The sequence below is a fragment of the Frankia sp. CgMI4 genome, assembly GCF_001756285.1.
Classification (GTDB): domain Bacteria; phylum Actinomycetota; class Actinomycetes; order Frankiales; family Frankiaceae; genus Frankia; species Frankia casuarinae.
In genome coordinates this window covers 170,408-191,885 of the sequence record NZ_MAQZ01000125.1, presented here as the reverse complement: position 1 = coordinate 191,885, position 21,478 = coordinate 170,408, and the positions used below count along the sequence as shown (strand labels likewise).

16 protein-coding genes are annotated in these 21,478 nt (G+C 71.0%); 10 read left to right on the top strand and 6 right to left on the bottom strand.

What is annotated here, in order from left to right:
- The first annotated feature begins 123 nt into the window (after positions 1-123).
- The 8 genes from ruvB (at position 124) to cutA (ending at position 11,340) form a co-directional block, all read left to right on the top strand.
- Positions 124-1,170: a Holliday junction branch migration DNA helicase RuvB gene (gene ruvB / locus Manayef4_RS21605; protein ID WP_070133144.1), complete on the top strand. Its 1,047-nt coding sequence runs from the start codon at positions 124-126 to the stop codon at positions 1,168-1,170.
- Positions 1,171-1,355: 185 nt separating this feature from the next.
- Positions 1,356-1,823 (top strand): preprotein translocase subunit YajC, encoded by a 468-nt coding sequence (yajC, locus tag Manayef4_RS23630; RefSeq protein ID WP_011435814.1) that lies wholly within the window; start codon positions 1,356-1,358, stop codon positions 1,821-1,823.
- 147 nt (positions 1,824-1,970) lie between these two features.
- On the top strand, positions 1,971-3,794 hold the full coding sequence (secD, locus tag Manayef4_RS21595) for a protein translocase subunit SecD (RefSeq protein ID WP_070133143.1): 1,824 nt from the start codon (positions 1,971-1,973) through the stop codon (positions 3,792-3,794).
- Position 3,795: 1 nt separating this feature from the next.
- Complete coding sequence (gene secF, locus Manayef4_RS21590; RefSeq protein ID WP_070133216.1) at positions 3,796-4,992, top strand: protein translocase subunit SecF; 1,197 nt, start codon at positions 3,796-3,798, stop codon at positions 4,990-4,992.
- A 141-nt stretch (positions 4,993-5,133) separates the two neighbouring features.
- The gene (locus Manayef4_RS21585; RefSeq protein WP_011435817.1) at positions 5,134-5,700 is read left to right on the top strand and encodes an adenine phosphoribosyltransferase; all 567 of its coding nucleotides are present in this window, start codon (positions 5,134-5,136) and stop codon (positions 5,698-5,700) included.
- An 82-nt stretch (positions 5,701-5,782) separates the two neighbouring features.
- Positions 5,783-8,401 carry a bifunctional (p)ppGpp synthetase/guanosine-3',5'-bis(diphosphate) 3'-pyrophosphohydrolase gene (locus Manayef4_RS21575; protein ID WP_083282619.1) on the top strand — a complete coding sequence of 873 codons (2,619 nt, stop codon included), beginning with the start codon at positions 5,783-5,785 and terminating at the stop codon, positions 8,399-8,401.
- A gap of 22 nt (positions 8,402-8,423) precedes the next feature.
- Entirely contained in the window at positions 8,424-10,667 is a 2,244-nt protein-coding gene (locus Manayef4_RS21570; protein ID WP_011435819.1) for a RelA/SpoT family protein, read from the top strand.
- A 346-nt stretch (positions 10,668-11,013) separates the two neighbouring features.
- Entirely contained in the window at positions 11,014-11,340 is a 327-nt protein-coding gene (gene cutA / locus Manayef4_RS21565; RefSeq protein ID WP_070133214.1) for a divalent-cation tolerance protein CutA, read from the top strand.
- Here cutA and Manayef4_RS21560 read toward each other — a convergent pair.
- The gene (locus tag Manayef4_RS21560) at positions 11,333-12,856 is read right to left on the bottom strand and encodes a helix-turn-helix transcriptional regulator (RefSeq protein ID WP_011435821.1); all 1,524 of its coding nucleotides are present in this window, start codon (positions 12,854-12,856) and stop codon (positions 11,333-11,335) included. The genes cutA and Manayef4_RS21560 overlap by 8 nt on opposite strands.
- A 172-nt stretch (positions 12,857-13,028) precedes the next feature.
- Between Manayef4_RS21560 and Manayef4_RS21555 the strand changes: the two genes are divergently transcribed.
- Positions 13,029-14,834, top strand: a complete 1,806-nt coding sequence (locus Manayef4_RS21555; protein WP_070133137.1) for a DEAD/DEAH box helicase — start codon at positions 13,029-13,031, stop codon at positions 14,832-14,834.
- Between the two features lie 8 nt (positions 14,835-14,842).
- Here the strand turns inward: Manayef4_RS21555 and Manayef4_RS21550 are convergent, their stop codons facing one another.
- On the bottom strand, positions 14,843-15,736 hold the full coding sequence (locus Manayef4_RS21550; RefSeq protein WP_023840948.1) for a peptidylprolyl isomerase: 894 nt from the start codon (positions 15,734-15,736) through the stop codon (positions 14,843-14,845).
- 221 nt (positions 15,737-15,957) lie between these two features.
- On the opposite strand from Manayef4_RS21550, the gene serS reads away from it, so the two are divergent.
- Positions 15,958-17,220 (top strand): serine--tRNA ligase, encoded by a 1,263-nt coding sequence (gene serS, locus Manayef4_RS21545; RefSeq protein WP_070133135.1) that lies wholly within the window; start codon positions 15,958-15,960, stop codon positions 17,218-17,220.
- Here the strand turns inward: serS and Manayef4_RS21540 are convergent.
- The 4 genes from Manayef4_RS21540 to Manayef4_RS21525 all read right to left on the bottom strand — a co-directional run bounded on the left by Manayef4_RS21540 (position 17,193) and on the right by Manayef4_RS21525 (position 21,416).
- Positions 17,193-18,203, bottom strand: a complete 1,011-nt coding sequence (locus tag Manayef4_RS21540) for a phytoene/squalene synthase family protein (protein ID WP_254665789.1) — start codon at positions 18,201-18,203, stop codon at positions 17,193-17,195. The genes serS and Manayef4_RS21540 overlap by 28 nt on opposite strands.
- Positions 18,204-18,301: 98 nt before the next feature.
- Positions 18,302-19,261: a VWA domain-containing protein gene (locus Manayef4_RS21535; RefSeq protein WP_070133132.1), complete on the bottom strand. Its 960-nt coding sequence runs from the start codon at positions 19,259-19,261 to the stop codon at positions 18,302-18,304.
- Positions 19,258-20,310, bottom strand: a complete 1,053-nt coding sequence (locus Manayef4_RS21530; protein ID WP_011435827.1) for a DUF58 domain-containing protein — start codon at positions 20,308-20,310, stop codon at positions 19,258-19,260. The genes Manayef4_RS21535 and Manayef4_RS21530 overlap by 4 nt, the downstream gene beginning before the upstream one ends.
- Positions 20,307-21,416, bottom strand: coding sequence for a MoxR family ATPase (locus Manayef4_RS21525; RefSeq protein WP_070133131.1), 1,110 nt, complete (start codon positions 21,414-21,416; stop codon positions 20,307-20,309). Before Manayef4_RS21525 ends, Manayef4_RS21530 begins: the two co-directional genes overlap by 4 nt.
- Positions 21,417-21,478: the final 62 nt, after the last annotated feature.

Below are 21,478 nucleotides of genomic sequence, written 5' to 3'. Positions count from 1 at the left end.
TATGACGCCGCCATGCGGCGCGCGACCGCGTCGGGCGGTGGTCAGCCGGGGCGGCGGTCAGCCGGGGCGGCGGTCGGTCGGAGCGGGGGTAYGTCGAGGGGCGGGGGTACGCGGAGGTGGGACATGAGTGACGACGGCCTGGTGTCCGCCGCGGCGAGTCCCGAGGAGCGCGCCTTCGAGGCCGGGCTGCGTCCGCGCACCCTGGCCGAGTTCGTCGGCCAGCGTAAGGTGCGCGAGCAGCTCACAATCATGCTCGAGGGGGCGCGGGCGCGTGGTCGCCCGCCGGACCACGTCCTGCTGTCGGGCCCGCCCGGTCTGGGCAAGACCAGCCTTGCGATGATCATGGCGCAGGAGCTCGAGGTTCCGTTGCGGATGACCAGTGGGCCGGCGATCGAACGCGCCGGGGATCTCGTCGCGATCCTCACTGCCCTCTCCCCGGGAGAGGTCCTGTTCCTCGACGAGATTCACCGGATCGCCCGGCCAGCCGAGGAACTGCTCTACGCCGCGATGGAGGACTTCCGGGTTGACGTCATCCTGGGCAAGGGCCCGGGCGCGACCGCGATCMCCCTCGACGTGTCGCCATTCACGCTGGTCGGGGCCACCACCCGGTCGGGCCTGCTGACCGGCCCGCTGCGGGATCGGTTCGGGTTCACCGCCCATCTGGACTTCTACGACGCCGACGAGCTCGCCCGGGTGCTGACTCGCTCGGCCGGCCTGCTGGGGGTCACCCTCACCGCCGAGGGAGCCGCCGAGGTCGCTGGCCGGTCGCGTGGTACGCCCCGCATCGCCAACCGGTTGCTGCGCCGGGTGCGCGACTACGCGGAGGTGCGGGCCGACGGCGTGGTCACCCGCGAGATCGCCCAGGCGGCGCTGCGGATCTACGACGTCGACGGGCTCGGACTGGACCGTCTCGACCGGGCCGTGCTGGAGGCGCTGGTCACCCGGTTCGGCGGCGGTCCGGTYGGGCTCACCACGCTCGCCGTGTCGGTCGGGGAGGAACCGGAGACGGTGGAGGACGTGGCCGAGCCGTTCCTGCTGCGTGCCGGCCTGCTGATCCGTACCGCCCGGGGCCGGATGGCCACTCCCGCCGCCTTCGAGCACCTCGGTCTGGACCCCGTCACCGATCCGCTCGGTCGTACCCAGGTCTCGCTGTTCACCGAGGGAGAATGACTGTGAGAGGGTCGGTCGGCCGGGGAGTAGTCACTGAAGGTGATTACTCCGTCCGGGATGAGTCGTCCCCGTAGCATCGGCCATTCCGGCCGGAGGAGGTCCTGTGTGCCGGGCACAACCGCCCTGCCCACCACAGGCATCCGATCGATACGTACGATCGCCGCAACACATCAGGAGGGCAGGACGTGCACGTACTCGTGGCAGCTTCGGTGGCGGCCGGCAAGGACGGGGGCAGTTCGATCAGCGGGCTTCTGTTCCCGCTGATCCTCATCCTGGTGATCGTCTACTTCTTCTCGATGCAGCGGCGCCGCGCCAAGGCGCAACAGCAGCAGATATCGCGGATCGTTCCCGGTACCCTGGTGATGACCACCGCTGGTCTCTACGCCACGGTCGTCGAGATGGAGGACGGCGACCTCCTGCTGGAGGTTGCGCCCGATGTCGTCTGCCGCTTCTCGCGCAGCGCGGTCGCTCGGGTGATCAGTACGCCCGGCGGAGCCGGGGACGGCGGGGAGTCCTCCGGGGAACCCCGGTCACACGACGACGGTTCCGACGGCCCCGGTGGCGCCGAGGCGTCGCATCCCGGCGGTGGCCTCCCCGGTGGGGACGGCGGCACGGGCGGTGAAACGACACACCCGCCCCGCAAGGAGCTGTGATCGCCGGTCACCTGACCGAGCACTACCGTTCGGGGAGCGGAACGCACCCTCGGTGACATTCGTTCGGATACTTTGGGCACCGCCGGTCCGGGCAGCGGCGAGACGAACGAGCGCCGGCACACCGGCGCGTGAGGAAGGGACTCGCAGGTGGCACGCGGCTCGGCACGGGTACCCAGGGGGATCTCCGTCTGGACCCGGCTGGGGATCCTCGGCGGTCTGATCGTCGTCCTCTACGGCCTCATGGCCGCTACCGGAAACTGGAAGCCCCGGCTCGGGCTCGACCTGCAGGGCGGGACGAGCGTCATCCTCACGCCTCGTGCCACGCAGGGAAACAACGTCGACAGTGGTGCCGTCAACCAGGCCGTCGACATCATCCGGCAGCGCGTTGACGGCTTGGGCGTCGCCGAGTCCGAGGTTCATCGTACCGGCAACCAGATCGAGATCTCGGTGCCCGGCCGCGGCCGCAACGACGTCGTGGATCTGGTCGGGCAGACCGCTGAACTGCGTTTCCGTGAGGTCGCCACGTCCGGCCAGGCCACCCCGGTGCCCACCCCCACTGGGGCGGCCTCCGCACCCACGCCGGGTGCGACGGGCCAGCCGGCCCCGACGGCCGGCCAGAGCACGCCGAGCATCGCGCCGTCATCCCCGGCACCCGCCGCGTCGAACAAACCGGCCGCGCTCGGTGACGGCACGGGCCGCGGCCTGATCGCCCAGCCGGTGTCGCTGACCGCCGCGGGCACACCCGCGGTGGGCGCGGCCTCGGCTTCTCCGGTGGCCTCGGCTTCTCCGGCCCCGGCCCCCGCGCCGGCGGCGACCGGGTCGACCGGGTCGACCGGGGACAGCCCGCCTGCCGACGTGTTCGCTCGCTACGAGTCGCTGACGTGCGCAGCGGCCGACGTCCGCAAAGCCTCGGTCAGCACCGACCGCCCGCAGGACTGGACCGCCGCCTGTGACCGGACCGGGACGACGAAGTACCTGCTCAAGCCGGCCACGGTGGTCGGGACGGATGTGAAGACCGCCTCCGCGGGCCTGCAGGGCGGCGGCGGGACCACGGGCATCACCACCGGGCAGTGGGTCGTGAACGTCGAGTTCACCGGTCCGGGCCAGAACAAGTTCACCAAGCTGACCGAGAGCACGATCGGCAAGCAGGTTGCGATCGTGCTCGACGGGGTGGTGCAGTCCGCGCCGCAGACCAACGAGCGCATCCCCGGATCGGCCCAGATCTCCGGCGGCTTCAGCCAGTCCGACGCCGAGGACCTCGCCAACGTGCTGCGCTACRGTGCCCTTCCCCTGGCCTTCGAGCGCTCCCAGGCCGAGTCCATCTCGCCGACCCTCGGTCGTGACTCGCTGCACGGCGGACTGCTCGCCGGCGCCATCGGACTCGTTCTCGTCATCGCCTACTCCTTCCTGTACTACCGGGCGCTGGGCATGGTCGTGATCATCTCCCTCGCCGTCAGCGGTCTGCTGATCTACGCCTCGGTGGTGCTGCTCGGCGTGGCGATCGGGTTCACGCTGACCCTGGCCGGCATCGCCGGCCTGATCGTGTCGATCGGTGTCACGGCGGACTCGTTCGTGGTCTACTTCGAACGGATCAAAGACGAGGTCCGGGCCGGTCGCACGGTCCGGGCGGCCACGGATCGTGCCTGGCCCGCCGCGCGGCGCACGATGCTCTCCGCGGACACGGTTTCCTTCCTGGCCGCCGCGGTCCTCTACATCCTGTCGATCGRCTCGGTGCGCGGCTTCGCCTTTACGCTCGGGCTGTCGACGTTGAGCGATGTCGTGATCATGTTTATCTTCACCCGGCCGTTGGTGACGTTGCTGGTGCGGCGCAGACTGTTCTCGGTCAGCCGGTACTCGGGCCTGAGTCCGAAGACCCTCGGCGGGCGTGGCGGTGGCGTGGCACCGGYCGCTTCCACCCGGGCGCGACTGGCCAAGCGGCCGGCGCCGGCCGGGCAGAGGCGGGAGAGCTGAGATGGCACTGGTCGGGCGGATCTACCGCAGCGACTTCAACGTCGACTTCGTCGGCCGGCGCAAGGCCTGGTATGCCGTCTCCGGCGTCGTGGTCGCCGTCTGCATCATCAGCATGATCTTCCGTGGCTTCACCTTCGGTATCGAGTTCTCCGGTGGCGCGGTCTTCCAGCTRCCCAGCGGTGGCGGTACCGTCGCGCAGGTCGAGGACACGCTGTCCGGCATCGGGCTCGACCCGGCGGACAGTGTGGTCCAGCAACTGGAGACCTCCCACCAGTTCCGGATCCAGACGCCGACCCTCTCCGACGCCCAGACCCGTGAGCTGACCGGCGCGTTGGCCAAGCGCTTCTCGGTGTCGAACCCGGACCGCGACATCGCCGTGTCGACCGTCGGCTCGTCCTGGGGATCGACGATCACGAACAAGGCCCTCCAGGGCCTGGCCGTCTTCCTCGTGCTCGTCGTGATCTACCTCTCGGTACGGTTCGAGTGGAGGATGGCGCTCGCGGCGATGGCCGCTCTTGTTCACGACCTCGTCGTCACCATGGGTGTCTACTCGCTGGTAGGTTTCGAGGTGACGCCGTCGACGGTCATCGCCGTGCTGACGATCCTCGGATTCTCCCTGTACGACACGGTGGTGGTGTTCGACCGGGTGCGGGAGAACACCGCGGGCATGGGCACGTCGACGCGGCGGACCTACGCGGAGGCGACGAACGACGCGCTCAACGAGACGTTGGTGCGTTCACTGAACACCTCCCTCATCGCCCTCATCCCGGTCGCATCCCTCCTCTTCGTCGGCGCCGGTCTGCTCGGTGCCGGCACGCTGAAGGACCTCGCGCTCGCCCAGTTCGTCGGTATCGCCTCCGGTACATACTCCTCCCTGTTCTTTGCCACGCCGCTGCTCGTCGACCTCARGCGCGGCGATCCCGCCGTGCGGGCGCTGGATGCGCGGGTCGCCCGTGAGCGCGCCAGGCGGGTCCGGGCCGCCGCGGGTGTGCCGGRCACGGCTGTTCCCGCCGGCGCGGCGGTCGATCCGGCCGGCTGGGGTGAGGACGCTCCCGTCTCCGGCGCGCGTGAACCGGTTCCGGCCGGGGCGAACCTGGGCGGTGCCGCCCGACGACCGTCGGGCGCGCCCCCTGCCCGGCGCGCCGCGGGGCGCAAACCCGGGCGGCGCGGACGGCCGAGCGGTAAGAAACGCCGGTGAGCCAGGTCGCCGGCCGCGCGGATCTGGGCGGGGCTCCGATCGGGTGGCCGCGGATCTCCGGACGATCTTGATGTCGGGACGATCCTGATGTCCGGGCAACCCTGAAGTCCAGACGACCCTGAAGGTGGGAGAAGCGGCACGATGACGAGCATCGACGACGCACCGCAGCGGTCCGCCGCGCACGACGCGGTCGCCGAGGTCCTGCGTGGCCACATCCGCGACATTCCCGACTGGCCGCAGCCAGGGGTCGTGTTCAAAGACATCACCCCGCTGCTCGCGACGCCGACCGCCTTCGGGGTGGTCATCGGTGCGCTGGCGGACGCGGCCCGGGCGCTGGGGGCCACCACGATCGCCGGCATCGAGGCGCGGGGCTTCCTGCTAGCCGCGCCGGTCGCGGACCGGCTGGGCACCGGCCTCGTGCCGATCCGTAAGCAGGGCAAGCTGCCGGGGCCGACCCGAAGCGCCTCCTACGACCTGGAGTACGGCGCCGCCACGATCGAGATCCACGCCGACGCGGTGCACGACGGCGACCGGGTCCTGCTCGTTGACGACGTGTTGGCCACCGGTGGCACCGCGGCCGCCGCACACAGCCTGCTCGCGGCTGGTGGCGGGGAGGTCGTGGGGCTGGCGGTCCTCATGGAGCTGTCCTTCCTACCGGGCCGTGATCGGGTCGCGCCGCTCGATGTCGTCTCCCTTCTGACGATTTGACCTCGCCCGGGCGAGGTCCGCGGAAGGCTTCTGACCAGTGCGGCGTTAGGCTCGGTGTCTAGTCCTTACGCAGGAGCGGTCCGTGCCCGAGGCAGCGCCGGTGACCACCGGAGTTTCGCAGCCCRCCGTCACTCCCTTCCGGGAGCCCCGGCCGGTGGGCGATGCCGCGCGGGCCACCGCCGGATCGGCGGCGCGTGAGTCGGCAGTCCACGGGCCGGCAGTCCACGGGCCGGMAGTCCACGGGCCGGCAGTCCACGGGCCGGCACAGCCGCCGGCTGCGGATGGTGGCGACGTCCGCGGGCAGGAGCCGCCGGGTGGATCCCCGGGGGGGTCCGAGCTGGTCACCGCGGTCGGCATGGGACGGCGTCCCGAGGACGGTTCCCCGGTCGTCCCCCGGTTGGGGCACGAGTCGCCGCCGCTGCCGCGTCGGGTACGCGGTCGGCTCTCCCGCCTTGCGACGCACCGGGCGACGCCTCCCTCGGCTCTCGACCCGGTGCTGCGTGGGCTGCTCGCGAACCACCCGCGCGCCGACATCGCCCAGGTGCAGCAGGCGTTCGAGGTCGCCGACGCCGCGCACGCCGGCCAGGTGCGCTTCTCCGGCCACCCGTACATCACTCATCCGATCGCGGTCGCGAGCATCCTCGCCGATCTGGGGATGGACACCGCGACGCTGTCCGCGGCGTTGCTGCACGACACCCTCGAGGAGACGACGCTTACCGTCGATGCAATCCGGGACACCTTCGGTGACCATATCGCGCTCATCGTCGACGCGGTCAGCAAGCTCAACCGGGTCAAGGTCGGCGAGGCGGCCCAGGCGGAGACCATCCGCCGGATGGTCGTCGCGATGGCCCGCGACCCACGCGCGCTGGTGGTCAAGCTCGCCGACCGCCTGCACAACATGCGTACCCTGCGCTTTCTGCCCGAGCACAAGCAGGAACGCAAGGCTCGGGAGACGCTCGAGGTCTACGCCCCGCTCGCCCACCGGCTCGGCATGAACTCGTTGAAGTGGGAGCTGGAGGACCTCTCGTTCGCCGCGTTGTATCCGAAACGGTACGACGAGATCGTCCGGCTGGTCGCTGACCGGGCCCCGAGCCGGGACGTCTATCTGGCTGAGGTGATCGGGCAGGTACAGGTCGGCCTGCGGGACGCGCGGATCAAGGCGGTCGTCTCCGGGCGGCCGAAGCACTATTACTCGATCTACCAGAAGATGGTGGTGCGCGGCCGTTCCTTCGACGACATCTATGATCTGGTCGGCATCCGCGTCCTGGTCGACTCGGTCCGGGACTGCTATGCCACGCTGGGTACCGTGCACGCGACCTGGAAGCCGATTCCCGGCCGGTTCAAGGACTACATCGCGATGCCCAAGTTCAACATGTACCAGTCCTTGCACACGACGGTCATCGGTCCCGAGGGCAAACCGGTCGAGCTGCAGATCCGCACGCACGCGATGCACAACCGGGCCGAGTACGGCATTGCCGCGCACTGGAAGTACAAGGAGGACGGGGTTGCGGCCCGGCCCTCGGCGGGGACCCCGGAGGGCGGGCGGGCCGGTCGGCGCAAGGGCGGACCCGATGCGGACCTCATGACCTGGCTGCGTCAGGTGCTCGACWGGCAGCGGGAGACCGCGGACCCGGGAGAGTTCCTCGACAGCCTGCGGTTCGCCGCCGAGACCGACGAGGTTTTCGTCTTCACCCCCAAGGGCGACGTCATCCCGCTGCCTGCCGGGTCGACCTCGGTGGACTTCGCTTACGCGGTGCACACCGACATCGGCCACCAGTGCGTCGGGGCCCGGATCAACGGCCGTCTCGCGGCCCTGGACACCCCGCTGGACAACGGCGACGCGGTCGAGATCTTCACCTCGCGGGCCCATTCGGCCGGCCCGAGCGAGGACTGGTTGATGTTCGTCCGTTCGTCGCGGGCCAGGACGAAGATCCGCCAGTGGCACGCCCGTGGGCGCCGGGAGGACGCGATCGTCGCCGGCCGCGACGCGATCGGCCGCGCGATGCGCCGCCACGGCCTGCCGCTGTCCCGCCTGATGAGCGGGGACGCGCTGTTGAACCTGGCCAAGGACCTGCGCTACGCCGACGTGGCCGCCCTCTACGCGGCCGTGGGGGAGAACCACGTCAGCGCCCAGTTGGTGGTCTCGCGGCTGCTCGTGGCCCTCGGCGGTCCGGAGGGGGCCGAGGAGGACGCGGGTGAGACCGAGCTGCCGATCCGCACGCTGCGTCGCTCGACCGGGGAGGCGGGGGTGCTCGTCACCGGTGCTCCCGACGTGTGGACGAAGCTCGCCCGCTGCTGCACCCCCATGCCCGGCGACGAGATCGCCGGTTTCGYCACCCGGGGCAAGGGCGTGTCGGTCCACCGGACGGACTGCTCCAACCTGTCGGGGCTGCGCGGCGGGCCGCACGACCGCACGGTCCAGGTCGAGTGGGCGCCGTCGTCGGGCTCGGTGTTCCTCGTCGTGATCCAGGTCGAGGCGATGGACCGTACCAAACTACTTTCGGATGTCACCCGGGTACTGTCCGACCGGCACGTGAACATCCTGTCGGCGTCGGTGGCCACCACACGGGATCAGGTGGCGGTCAGCCGCTTCACGTTCGAGATGGGAGACGCCAAGCATCTCCGGCACATCCTGAGTGCGGTGCGTGCCATCGAGGGCGTATACGGCTGTTTCCGCGTTACCTCGGGCGTACAGGTCTAACGGGTCGAATCAGGGGGGTGCCGTGGATGCTGAGACCGTGGGTGCGGGTCTGCCGGCCGGCGGCGGTCTGACCCCCGCGCTGTCCCGGGCCGACGGYGGTGCCGACGAGGCCTCCCGGGCCCTGTCGGCGGCCCGGCAGGCGAGCGTGCGTCTCGCCCACCTGGCCCGGCGGATGGCGACACCGCGGATGTCCCAGGTGCCGCCGGAGCTGCGTGACATCGTCGAGGCGCATCGCGACTATCATCCGCGCGCCGACATCGGCCTGCTGGTGCACGCCTACGGCGTCGCCGAGCGGCTGCACGCCGGTCAGATGCGGCGCAGCGGGGATCCGTACATCAGCCATCCCCTCGCCGTCACCGAGGTCCTCGCGGAGCTGGGGGTGGACACGACTACCCTGATCGCTGCCCTGCTGCATGACACGGTCGAGGACACCGGGTACACCCTCGACTCCGTCACCCAGGAGTTCGGCGCGGAGGTGGCCAACCTCGTCGACGGTGTCACCAAGCTGGACAAGATGCGGTTCGGGGAGGCCGCGGAGGCCGAGACGCTGCGCAAGCTGATCGTGGCCTTGGCCCGGGACTACCGAGTACTGGTCATCAAGATCGCGGACCGGTTGCACAACATGCGCACGCTCGCCTTCATGTCCCCTCCCAAACAGGTGAAGATCTCCCGGGTCACGCTCGAGGTCCTGGCCCCGCTGGCCCACCGGCTCGGCGTCAGTGTGATCAAGCGAGAGCTGGAGGACCGGGCGTTCGCCGTGCTCCATCCCGCCGAGCACGCCCGGATTGCCGCCACGGTGGACGAGTTCACCGCCGCTGAGCGCGCGGCCGGAACCGTCGCGGCGCTGGTGGCACGGTTGCGAGCCGGGCTCGCRGGGGCTCGCATCGACGGCGCCGTCTCCATCCGGGTCAGCCACCTGTTCTCGATCTACAAGCGGGCTCAGGAGCGCAACCGGCCCGTCCAGGACTACACCGACCTCGTCCGCGTCCTCGTGCTCGTTGACGAGGTGACGGACTGTTACGCGGCGCTGGGTGTCATCCACGCCCTGTGGCGACCGGTGCCCGGCAGGCTGCGCGACTTCGTGGCTACCCCGAAGTTCAACATGTACCAGTCCCTGCACACGACGGTGACCGACGGCGCCGGCCGCTCCCTCGACATCCAGATCAGGACGCCGTCGATGCACCGGCTGGCCGAGACCGGGATCGTCGCCCGACCGGTCGGCCCCGGCGCGGACGGCGCCCGCCTGGAGGGCCTGTCCTGGTTGCACAGCTTGCTGGACTGGCAGGAGGAGGTCGACTCGGACGAGTTCCTCGAGTCGCTGTCCTCAGACCTGGATGCCGACGAGGTGCTGGCGTTCACGCCCAAGGGCAGGATGCTCGCACTGCCGGCCCGGTCCTCCCCGGTGGACGTCGCCTACGCCGTGCACACCGACATCGGGCACCGGGCGATCGGCGCCCGGGTCAACGGTCGGCTCGTCCCGTTGCATACCCGGCTGCGCAACGGCGACGTCGTCGAGATCCTGACCTCCAACCTCCCCGGCGCGGGACCGTCGGAGGACTGGTTGCACTTCGTCAGGACCTCCCGGGCCCGGGTACGTATCCGGCGCCGGCTGGCCCGGCAGCGCAGGGACACCGCCGCCGGGGCGGCCGAGCCGGGCGTCACGACCACCCGGTCCGGGAGCGGCGGCGGGGCGCGGACCGCCGGCGGCGCGGACGGCGCCTCGTCGGGCCTGCCGTCGCCGACCCGTCCGATCGCCCGGCGTGGGATGCCCAGCCTCGCGGCCGTGGCAGACGACGGGGTGGGTGGTCGGGTGCCGGCGAGGCTGGCGCGATGTTGCCTTCCGCTGCCCGGAGACGTGGTCGTCGGCTTCGCGACGCACGGCAGCACCGTGTCTCTGCACCGCCGGGAGTGCATGAACGCCACCGAGGCGGGGTCGGACCGCGAGCGCGTCGCGGTGGCGACCTGGTCGGCACCACAGGCGCAGATTTTTCCCGCGGAGATCGCCGTCGAGGCGTTCGACCGCTACGGGCTGCTCGCGGACATCACCGAGGTGCTCTCGGAGATCTCGGCGTCCGTCCGCGCGGCCTCGACGACCACATCCGATGATCGGGTCGCGCATGCGCGTTTCACGATCGAGGTCACCGGGCCGGAGCAACTGGACAAGGTGCTCGGCGCCGTGCGCGGCGTCGGCGGTGTCTACGACTGCTACCGCGTGTGCCAGACCCAGGGGTCGTCGGCTCACGGCGCGCCCGCCGGGGACGGGTGAAGCCAGCGCAGGGCGGCGGTGGCACCGACCCGGGCGGGGGACCGCGGCAGCGGTAGGACCAACCGGTGGGTGAGACCAGGCTGGTTACGGGAGCAGGCCGGTCTTCTCCGGCCGGCGTGGGGTGCTGTCTCTTGCGCCCAGCGTGGCCTTTCCGCGCCGGAATGTACCCTCCCGATCAACCGGCGGTAAACGGCTTGCGACTGAACCGCCCATTCCGGGTGGATCCGGGTGGAATGTCACGCGGAGAATACGGACCATCCTACCGGACGCCGTAAATTCAACGGCTACCGCCACTGATCGATGTAGGGTATCTTGCGTATCCATCGTTTTAGAGATGGGAGTGCGCGTGGGTCACCTTCAGGTCATCGTGAGTATCGACTCCCGGGAAAGCGCTGACCGTATCKGTAGGATCCTGGTGGAGGCGCGTCTGGTCGCCTGTTTCCAGGTGATCGGACCGATGAGCAGCACCTACCGCTGGAAGGGCCAGATCGAGCAGGCCGAGGAATGGCTCTGTCTGGCGAAAACGACCACCGAACGATTCGATGAGCTACATGAGCGGCTCGTGGTCCTCCACCCCTACGAAAATCCCGAGATCATTGCCACGCCGATCGTCGCCGGCCATGCCGACTATCTGGGCTGGATCAGCGCCGAGACGGCACCCACCGTCAGGTGAGTGCCCGCAGCTGCTCGTCGAACTCGCGCACGGCCTGGGTGTGCTGCCAGGGCCGCAGGTGCTCCCGGGCGCGGCGGATACGGGCCAGGCCCAGCGAGAAGTCCGTCTGGAGCACGATCGCGAGGGACTCGGCCGCGAAGTGGCAGGCCGCCTCGATCTCCCGCCGCTGGATGTGCACCTCCGCGATGTCGCTCATCAGCAACGACCGCTTCTTCGTCGCACCGGGAGCGGCCGCCCGCAGTGCCTCGGTGGCGGCGGCGTAGGCCGCGGCGGGTCGCCGTAGCCGCGTGTAGGTGGTGACCTTCAGGCCATCGAGCCGGCCCCGGTCGAAGAACTGCGTCCAGACCCGGTCCCCGTCGCTCTCACCCCGGTCGAAGGCATCCTGGGCACGGTCGAGGGCGGCCAGCGCCGCCCGGCCCTCGCCGCGAGCGGCCTGCTCCTCGGCCTCCCGGGCAGCCAGCCAGGCCCTGGTCATCACCGTGCTGCCCGTGGCGGCTCGCCGCTGGGCTTCACCGAGCAGCGCGCAGGCCTGGTCGTGGCGGCCACGGCTGGCGGTCTGGTAGCTCTCGTAACCGAGTACGCAGGCCCACAGGGCGTGGTCATCGGCCTCGCGGGCGGCCTCGATGGCCACCCGGTAGTAGGCGACGGCCGCGGGCAGGTCGTTCATGTCGAACGAGAGCCATCCGGCGAGCGCCGCCGTCTCCCCGGCGGTGGAGGTCAGCTCACGGCGCACCGGGGACCGGCTCGTGGTCTCCAGCAGCTGACTGAGCCTGCTCAGATGCCCGGTGACCCGCTGTATCAGGATCCGGGCGGGAACGCGTTCCTCTAAGCCGTACAGCCCCGCGGTGAGCTGGCCCAGCTCGTTGACGAGCTCYGGGGTCACCGTGCTACGGCGACGCAGCGCCGCCGAGAGGCGCTCCCAGGGCGGGGTGTCCGTGACGCCGTTCATGGGCACGACGGCGACGCCGCCCGCCGCGGCGAAGAGCCGGAGAAAGTCCCGACGTTCCACGGGAATACCGTTCGTGTCGATCATGTCGGTGCCGGGGTGAAGTACGAGTGTGCCCGCGGCGCCCGTCTCGCAGGCCGCCTGTTCAAGGTTCATCGACGCGGCGACGGCCGTACCCTGACCGGTTCCGCCCCGCAGTGCTCCGACGGCGGCGGGAAGCGCTTCGTCATCCACGAAACCGAGCTCCGCCGACGACCGGCCGAATAGCGCCCGCAACAACCGCTGATAACGCAGGCTTGGTTTCTTGTCGCCCTTCTCCCACTTGCAGATCATGTTGCCGGTCACCCCGGCCTCGCGACCCTCGTGGATGACGGAGAACCGACGGATCTCGGTGGCGAGCCGTTCCTGCGACCAGCCCCGTTCCTCCCGACTCAGTCGCAGCCGGGTGTTGGGTGTGCGGGTGTTGGGTGTGCGGGTGGTGGGCGTCCTGTCACCACCGGATACCTCAGGTGTTGGCGCGGAGGCCACCGGTGCGCGGGGAACTGCCGAAGGACCGGTCGTGAGCTGCATCGGGGCCTCCGAAGTCAATCGGTTGACTCCAGGAGCTTAACCCTCTGTGAGATAAGACGGTCATGCTCGGGCGTGGTCCCTTCGGGACCATCCACGGCAAAAGTGTGGTCATCCCGACGCGCCTGCGGCCGCCAGCGTCTTCGCCGAGTGCCGCCTTCTAGAGTGTGATGGCGTGAGAGCCGGCCCCCTCGACCGAAGCCCTCGTCCACGACGTCCCGTTCCACCAGCCCGACCGCTGCGCGCGTGGCAGCGTGCGGCCCTGGAGATCTACCGGTCACGGTCGTCGTCGGGCGCCCGGGACTTCATGGCGGTCGCCACCCCGGGCGCCGGGAAGACGACCTTCGCCCTGCAGGTGGCCGCCGACCTTCTCACTGCCGGCGAGATCAGTCGGATCACCGTCGTCGCGCCCACCGAGCACCTCAAACGCCAGTGGGCCGTGGCCGCGGCGGAGGTTGGTGTCGACCTCGATCCGGACTTCCGCAACTCGGCCGGGGCGACATCCTCCGACTACACCGGTGTCGCCGTGACCTACGCCCAGGTGGCGGCGCATCCGGCCCTGCACCGTGCCCGGACCGCCGCGCGTCGCACCCTGATCGTCCTGGACGAGATCCACCACGCCGGCGACGCGCTGTCATGGGGTGAGGCGATCCGGGAGGCGTTCACCCCGGCCGCGCGTCGCCTCGCCCTGACTGGTACTCCGTTTCGCTCCGACGTCAACCCGATCCCTTTCGTCACCTACCTGCCGGGCCCCGACGGGGTGATGCGCAGCATCGCGGACTCCTMCTACGGCTATGYCKAGGCGCTGCGCGACGGGGTTGTCCGCCCGGTGCTCTTCCTCGCCTACTCGGGCGAGATGACCTGGCGGACCAGTGCCGGCGCGGAACTGAGCGCCCGACTCGGGGAGCCGCTCACCAACGAGCAGACCGCCGCCGCGTGGCGCACCGCGCTCGACCCGGGCGGGGACTGGATGCCGGCGGTGCTCGCCTCCGCCGACACCCGGCTGTCCCAGGTGCGGGCCGGCGGCATGCCCGACGCGGGCGGGCTGGTCATCGCCACGGATCACGCGGCCRCGCGCGCCTACGCCGCGCTGCTCACCCGGATCACCGGCACCTCGCCCGTGCTGATCCTCTCCGACGACCCGACCGCGTCGACCAAGATCGATGACTTTCGCCGGTCGGCCGACCGGTGGATGGTGGCGGTACGGATGGTCAGTGAGGGCGTGGACGTGCCTCGCCTGGCGGTCGGGGTCTATGCGACCTCGGCGTCAACCCCGCTGTTCTTCGCCCAGGCCGTCGGGCGGTTCGTTCGGGGCCGCGGTCGCGGGGAGACGGCGTCGGTCTTCCTCCCGAGCGTGCCGTCCCTGCTGGCGCTGGCTGGCGAGATGGAGGTCCAGCGGGACCACGCCCTGGAGAAGTCCCCGCGCGATCCGGACGCCTTCGACGACGACGCGCTGCGGGACGCCAACCGGCGCAAGGACATCCCCGACAAGCCGGACACCTTGTTCACGGCGTTGGGATCCTCGGCCCATCTCGACCGAGTGATCTTCGATGGCGGCGAGTTCGGCACCCCGGCGGCCCCCGGGTCCATCGAGGAGGAGGACTTCCTGGGCCTGCCGGGCCTGCTGGAGCCCGATCAGGTCGCGGTTCTGCTGCGCCAGCGGGAGGCCGCCCAGCAGGCCGCCCAGCAGGCCGCCACGCGCCGTGCCGCTGCCCGTGCCGCGGATTCGCCGGTCGTCCCGCCGGCCCGCGAGGGCGTGCAGCCGGCGGTCGAGGCGGCCACCCGGCCCGTGCACGAGGTGATCGGCGAGCTGCGCAAGGAGCTGAACCGGCTTGTCGGCGCACACTTCCACCGCACGGGCAAACCGCACGGGATGATCCACGCCGAGCTGCGCCGGACCTGTGGCGGTCCGCCGAGCGGCCAGGCCACCGCCGCGCAGCTCCAGGCCCGCATCGACACCATCCGCCGCTGGGCCGGTTGACCGGCGGGTCAGCCGCCCTGGGTGATCGTGATCGAAAGAATCTTCGGCTTGCTCGCCGGGGCACCATCGGAGCCGCCGCCCTCGACGCCGGGCCCGGTGAGCTTGTCGAGCACGTCGAGTCCCTTGGTGATCTTCCCGAAGACGGTGTAATTGCCGGCGAGCGCCGCCGCGCCCTGCGGGGTCGGGTTCTGGTAGTTGATGAAGAACTGACTGCCGTTGCTGTCCGGCAGTTGGCTGTGCGCCATCGCCAGCACGCCTCGGTCGTAGGTCACGCCCTGGGTATTCTCGTTGGCGTACCCGTACCCCGGGCCGCCGTTGCCGGTTCCGGTGGGATCGCCGCACTGCAGGACCGAGATGCCTGCGTCGGCCCCCCCGGTCTGGCGGTGGCACGTGGTGCCGTCGAAGTACCTGGCGTCGGCGAGCGTGCGCAGGGCGTGCACCGTGCATGGTGCCTTCTGGGCGTCCAAGGCGGCCGTGATGGTGCCGGCGTCGGTGATGATCACCATTGTCGCCGGGGACGTGTCGACGGTGGCCGCGGCCGCCGGCAGGGTGGCGCCGCGGGCCGGGGCCTCCCCGTTGGAGGTGTAGGTGCACTGCCCGACCCTGCTGGTCTGACGGGGGGCGGCCGATGGTGTCGGTGCGGTCGCGGTGGGTGCGGTCGCGGTGGGTGCGGTCGCGGTGGGTGTCGTCGCGGCACCGGCGGCGGCCACGTCGGGCTGGTCGTCCTTGCCGGTGAGCAGGATCGCGGCGATCGTCGATGCCGCGACGACGATCGCGATGAATCCGGCGACGATCGCGAGCCGCTGCTGACGACGGCGATGGGCGAGCCGGCGCCGCTGCGCCTGCCGGGCCGCCCGGGCCTCGGCGAGCTCGCGTTGACGTCGCTCCTTTGAACTGGCCACCGTCGCCGGCCTCCCTCGCTTCTGATGCGGTCTGCTGGTTCTGGTGTGGTCTGGTTCTGGTGTGGTCTGTGCACCGTAACCGGTGAGCGGCGGATCGCCCCGCATGGTGCCTGCCGGGGCGGGTGCCCGCCGGGCCGGGAGCGGACCGGTGCGCGGGCCGGACGGCTGGTAGCGTTACCGCAAAGCACAATGCGGTACCGATCAGAGGCTGACGCGATTCCATGCTCGATAAGCGCTTTATCCGGGAGAATCCGCAGGCCGTGAAAGACGCGGTCGCGGCCAAAGGCATTGATCTGGATGTCGATGAACTGCTGCAGCTCGACCGGGACAATCGCAAACTGCAGTTCGAGGTGGACGAGGCGCAGGCTCGGCGCAAGAGCTTCGCGAAGCAGTTCGCCGGGGCCGACGCGGCCCGGCGGGCCGAGCTGCGGGCCGAGCACGAGGCGTTCGACCGCCAGCTGAAGGACCTGCGCGAGCAGCTGGCCCGAACCGGGGGCCGGCTGTCCGAGCTGATGCTGCTGGTGCCGGGCATCCCGTGGTCGGGTGCGCCGGTGGGAGCCGACGAGTCGGCCAACGTGGTGTTGCGGACCGTCGGCGAGCCGCCGGAGTTCGACTTCACCCCGCTCGACCACACGGCACTGGCCGAGAAACGAGGGTGGGCGGAGTTCGCCCGGGCCCGGCGGGTCGCGGGGGAGCGGGCGTACGCCCTCGTCGGTGACATGGTCATGCTGGAGCGCGCGGTGCATTCCTATGCGCTCGACCTGCTGCGCGGGCTGGACTTCACCCCCGTGTCGGTGCCCGCCCTGGTCCGGGAGGAGCCGCTCGTCGGCACCGGGATGCTACCCAAGGCCCGCGAGGAGATCTATGCGATCCCCGCCGACGACCTTTACCTGGCGGGGACTGCCGAGGTGGCTCTTGTCGRCCTGCATGCCGGGGAGATTCTCGATGTGGGCCGCCTGCCGATCCGCTACGCCGGCATCTCGCCGTGCTTTCGCCGGGAGATCGGCAGCGCCAGCCGGGACGTCCGCGGTCTGCTGCGCGTCCACCAGTTCGAGAAGGTCGAACAGTTCGTGCTGTGCGCCGCTGACGAGGCCGAGTCGGCCCGCTGGCATGCCGAGTTGCTGGCCACTGCCGAGCGGATCCTGTCCGACCTCGGGCTGTGTTACGAGGTCGTCGAATGCGCCACCGGGGACATGGGCGTCGGCAAGTTCCGGATGAACGACATCAACACCTGGTTCCCCTCGCTCGGTCGATTCCGCGAGACGCACAGCTGCTCGACGCTGCACGACTGGCAGGCGCGCCGGGCGAACCTGCGCTACCGCGACACCGACGGCACCGTGCGTTTTGCGCACACGCTCAACAACACCGCCGTGGCGACCCCACGGCTGCTGGCGGCGTTGCTGGAGAACTTCCAGACCGCCGACGGCGAGGTACGCGTTCCCAAAGTGCTGCGGCCCTACCTGGGGGGCCGTGAGCTGATCTGAGGCATCCCGTGGCCCTGGCCGCGACGCGCCCGGACGGCCCGGACCAGGGCGGGTCCGGCGACCGCCAGCCGGCGCGGGAGCCCGACTGACACGCGGCGTTCGAGCACCCGGTAGTCGGCGCGCTCGACCTCGTCGAGGATGCCCCGGTAGAGGACGAACGCCGTCCGCAGGCAGTCGCGTGAGGTTGGGTGCAGCAGGCGGATGYCGGGCTCGGCGGCGCGGAACAGCTCCCGCGCCCGGCTGATCTCGAAGGCCAGCAGCCGGCGGACCGGCCCGTCAACGACGCCGGCGGCCAGCTGCTCCCGGGTGACCCCGAACAGGTCCAGCGAAGTCCGGGGCAKATAGACGCGGCCGCGCCGCAGATCCTCGCCGACGTCGCGGATGAAGTTGGCGAGCTGGAAGGCCATCCCCAGGTCGCGGGCATAGGGCAGGGCGCTGTCGTCCACTGGCTCGAGGATCGGCACCATCTGCAGGCCGATCACCGCGGCCGATCCGTGCATGTAGACGGTCAGCTCGTCCCAGGTCGCGTACTCCGTCACGGTGAGGTCCATCGCCATCGAGGCCAGGAACGCCGCGAAGTGGTCCGGATCGATCTTGAAGCGGTGAATGGTGTCGACCACCGCGGGCAGCACCGAGACCTCCGCGCGGTGCCGGTCCCTCCCGGTGCCGGCCATCTCGGTGCCGACGTCAACGGCGGGTGTCCCCGCCCGTAGCGCCGCAAGGAACCGGCTGCCCCACTCGTGCAGCCAGCGCGCCCGCTCGGCCTCGGTCAGCGTGGAGTCGAGATCGTCGACGATCTCGTCCGCGTAGCGGGCGAAGCCGTACAGCGCGTGGACGTGGGGCCGCTTCCACCCTGGCAGCAGCAGGGTGGCCAGGTAGTACGTGCGGCCGTGGGCGGCATTGAGCGCCCGGGCCCGCGCATAGGAGGAACGTAGTCGAGGATCGATGATTCCGGCCGCGTCGAGCTGCCCCACGTTAGTCAGCGTAGCCACCCAGCGAGGCGGATAGCGACGGCTCCCGCCCGATCGGGGTCGACCTGCCCCGGGGCGTCCGGTTGACCCCCTCGTCGGCGTCGATCCCCTCAGGGAAGCCGGGACGTGAACGCCAGGGACGTCGCCGCCGCGGCGAATCCCAGCCCCAGGGACAGCCCGAGGAACCAGGTGGTGACCTCCCGGTATTCGGTCCGGTAGCCGATCGAGCTACCGAGCCCCCGGTAGACCGAACGCAGTTCGTCGCCGGAGGTGGCACGATGGTACGAGCCGCCGGTCTGCTCCGCGATGTCACGGAGCGCCTGTTCGTTGACCGGCACCGGCACCTCCTGGCCGCCGACGTCGAGCGTTCCGTCGGCGGTGCCGTAGGCGATGGTGTCCACCGGGATACGGGCTTGCCGCGCCGCCTCGATCGCCTGGTTGTTCGGCCGCCCACGGGTGGTCTCCCCGTCGRAGAGCAGCACGATGGCGGCCGGAGGCGCGCTCTGCCCCGTGTCGGAGAACCGTTTGCCGGCGGTGGTGATCGCCTGGAGCGAGGCGAAGATTCCTTCGCCGACGGCGGTCGCGGGACCGAGCTGCAGGCCGTGGATGCCGGCGCGGACCGACTCGCGGTCGGCGGACGCGGGCACCAGGACCGTCGCGCTGCCGGCGAACGAGACCAGCCCGAGGTTGATACGGGGAGGGAGCTGGTCGACGAATGCCGAGGCGCCCTGCTTGGCGGCCGCCAGCCGGGTCGGGGCGATGTCCGTGGCCGCCATCGAGTTGGAGACGTCGATCGCCAGGATGATCGTCGCGCGTTCCCGGGGAACCCGCTCGGCCCGCGCCGGTCGCGCCAGGGAGAACACCAACCCGGCGAGGGCGAGCAGCAGCAGCGCCGCCGGGACGTGACGGCGCCACCACTGCGGTCGGCGGGGAAGCACCGAGGACAGCAGCGACGTCGACGACAGCCGGGCGGCATACACCCGCCGCCGCGCCGAGACCACGACATAGGAGATCAGCAACGCGCCGACCCCCAGGTACAGCCACAGCCAGTGCCCGGCCAGGAAGCTCACCGGCTGCCTGCCCGACTGGTGCCTGCCCGACTGGTGGCGGGCGCCGCCGTGCCACCCTGGTCGGTCCGACCCACGGGCGGGCGGCGGCCGGCTCCCCGGCCGCGCCGGTTCGCCGAGGCGAACCGGACGATGTCGACCAGCCAGTCCGAGTCGGTGCGCAGGACCAGATGGTCGGCGCCGACCCGGCGCAACGCCAGCGAGACCGCGCTGCGGTGGGCGACGGCGGCCGCGGCGTAACGTTCCCGCAACCGCCGCGACGACGTCGGGACCTCGACGAACGCCCCCGTCTCGGCGTCGACGACGGGCAGCGGCCCGACCGGTGGCAGGGTCAGCTCGAGCGGGTCAACGATCTCGATGGCGAGCACCTGATGCCGCGCCGCGAGCACCCGCAGCGGCCGTTCCCAGCGCAGGTCGGTGGACAGGAAGTCGGAGACGACGACCGCGAGCCCCCGGCGGCGCGGCGGGCGCAGCAGGCCCTCCACCGCCGCGGCGAGGTCGGTGGCCGCCGCCGGATCGGGCCGGCGGCGGGGCCGGTCGTGCGCGCCGCGAGGCGCGGTGATGAGCGTGTGCAGCAGCGCCCGCAGCCCGTCCCGGCCGGGCCGGGCCGGGATCGCCCGTGGACCGGCCTGGGTCAGCGCGATCGCGCCCATCCGGTTGCCGGTGCGGGCGGTCAGGAAGCCGACCGCGGCCGTGGCGGCAATCGCCAGATCACGCTTCTGCCAGGTACCGGTGCCGAACTCGGTGCTGGCGGTGAGGTCCACCAGCGCCCAGGTCTCGAGCTCCCGGTCGGCGATGAGATCGTGGACGTGGGGGACGGTGGTCCGGGCCGTGACGGCCCAGTCCATCCGGCGCACGTCGTCACCGACGGCGTACTCGCGGCTCTCGGCCTTCTCGCTGCCCTGACCGGGCAGCAGCCCGAGATGATCGCCGAGGAGCATGCCGTCGAGACGGCGGAGCACGGTCAGTTCGAGCCGGCGCAGGGTCCGCTCCACCGCCGGATCGGTCGCCGACACGGAGCCGGCCCGGAGCCGGTCCGCGGGGTCCGTCATCCGGACGCACCCTGGTCGAGGTATTCCGGGAAGCCCGAACGCGGGTTCGTCCCCCACCCGCCGGCATGCGGACCGGTGGGGTAGTGGGGGCCCTGCTGGCGGGGCGCCACCTGAGGCTGCGGGACCACGCCCAGGATCCGGGCGGCGATCGCGTCCGCGGTCAGCCCCTCGGCCAGCGCCTCGTACGAGAGCACCAGGCGGTGGGGCAGGACGTCCAGGGCGACCGCGGCGACGTCGTCGGGTACGACGTAGTCGCGCCCGCGCAGCAGGCCGAGCGCGCGGGCCGCCGCGACCAGTCCGAGCGAGGCGCGCGGCGAGGCTCCGTAGGCCAGGTGGCCCTCGAGTTCGGGTAGACCCGCCTCGCCGGGGGACCGGGTGGCGAGCACCAGCCGGACGGCGAACTCGATGATGGCGTGATGGACGAACACCTCGTCGGCTCGGGTCTGCAGCCGGGTCAGCGCCTGCGGGGTCAGGACCCGCTCGGGGAGCGGTGGCGAGGTGCCCATCCGCCGGACGATCTCGAGCTCCTCCGCCGGGTTCGGGTAGGGGACGTTGACCTTCATCAGGAACCGGTCCCGCTGCGCCTCCGGTAGCGGGTAGACACCCTCGGATTCGATCGGGTTCTGGGTGGCCAGTACCAGGAACGGCTCGGGAAGCCGGTGGGTGACCCCGCCGAGCGAGACCTGCTTCTCCGACATCACCTCCAGCAGCGCCGACTGCACCTTCGCGGGTGCCCGGTTGATCTCGTCGGCGAGCACGAAGTTCGCGAAGACCGGGCCGAGCTCGACGYCGAACGCCTCCTGACTCGCCCGGTAGATGCGGGCACCGACGATGTCGGAGGGCACGAGGTCGTTGGTGAACTGGATGCGGACAAACGAACCGCCGACGACGGTTGCGAGGGTCTGCACGGCCAGCGTCTTCGCGACCCCGGGCACGCCCTCCAGCAGGCAGTGGCCCCGGGCGAGCAGGGCGACGAGCATACGTTCGACCATCCGGTCCTGTCCGACGATCACTTTTTTGATCTCGAACAGGGCGCGTTCGAGCAGCGCCGCGTCCGACGTGGTGTCCGGTACGGCGAGGCCGGCCGGGCTGTGCCCTTCGTCCATGGCAGCATTGTCCCAGCCGCATCGTGGAACAGGGTGCCAAAGGACTCGGCACGGCCTGGCCG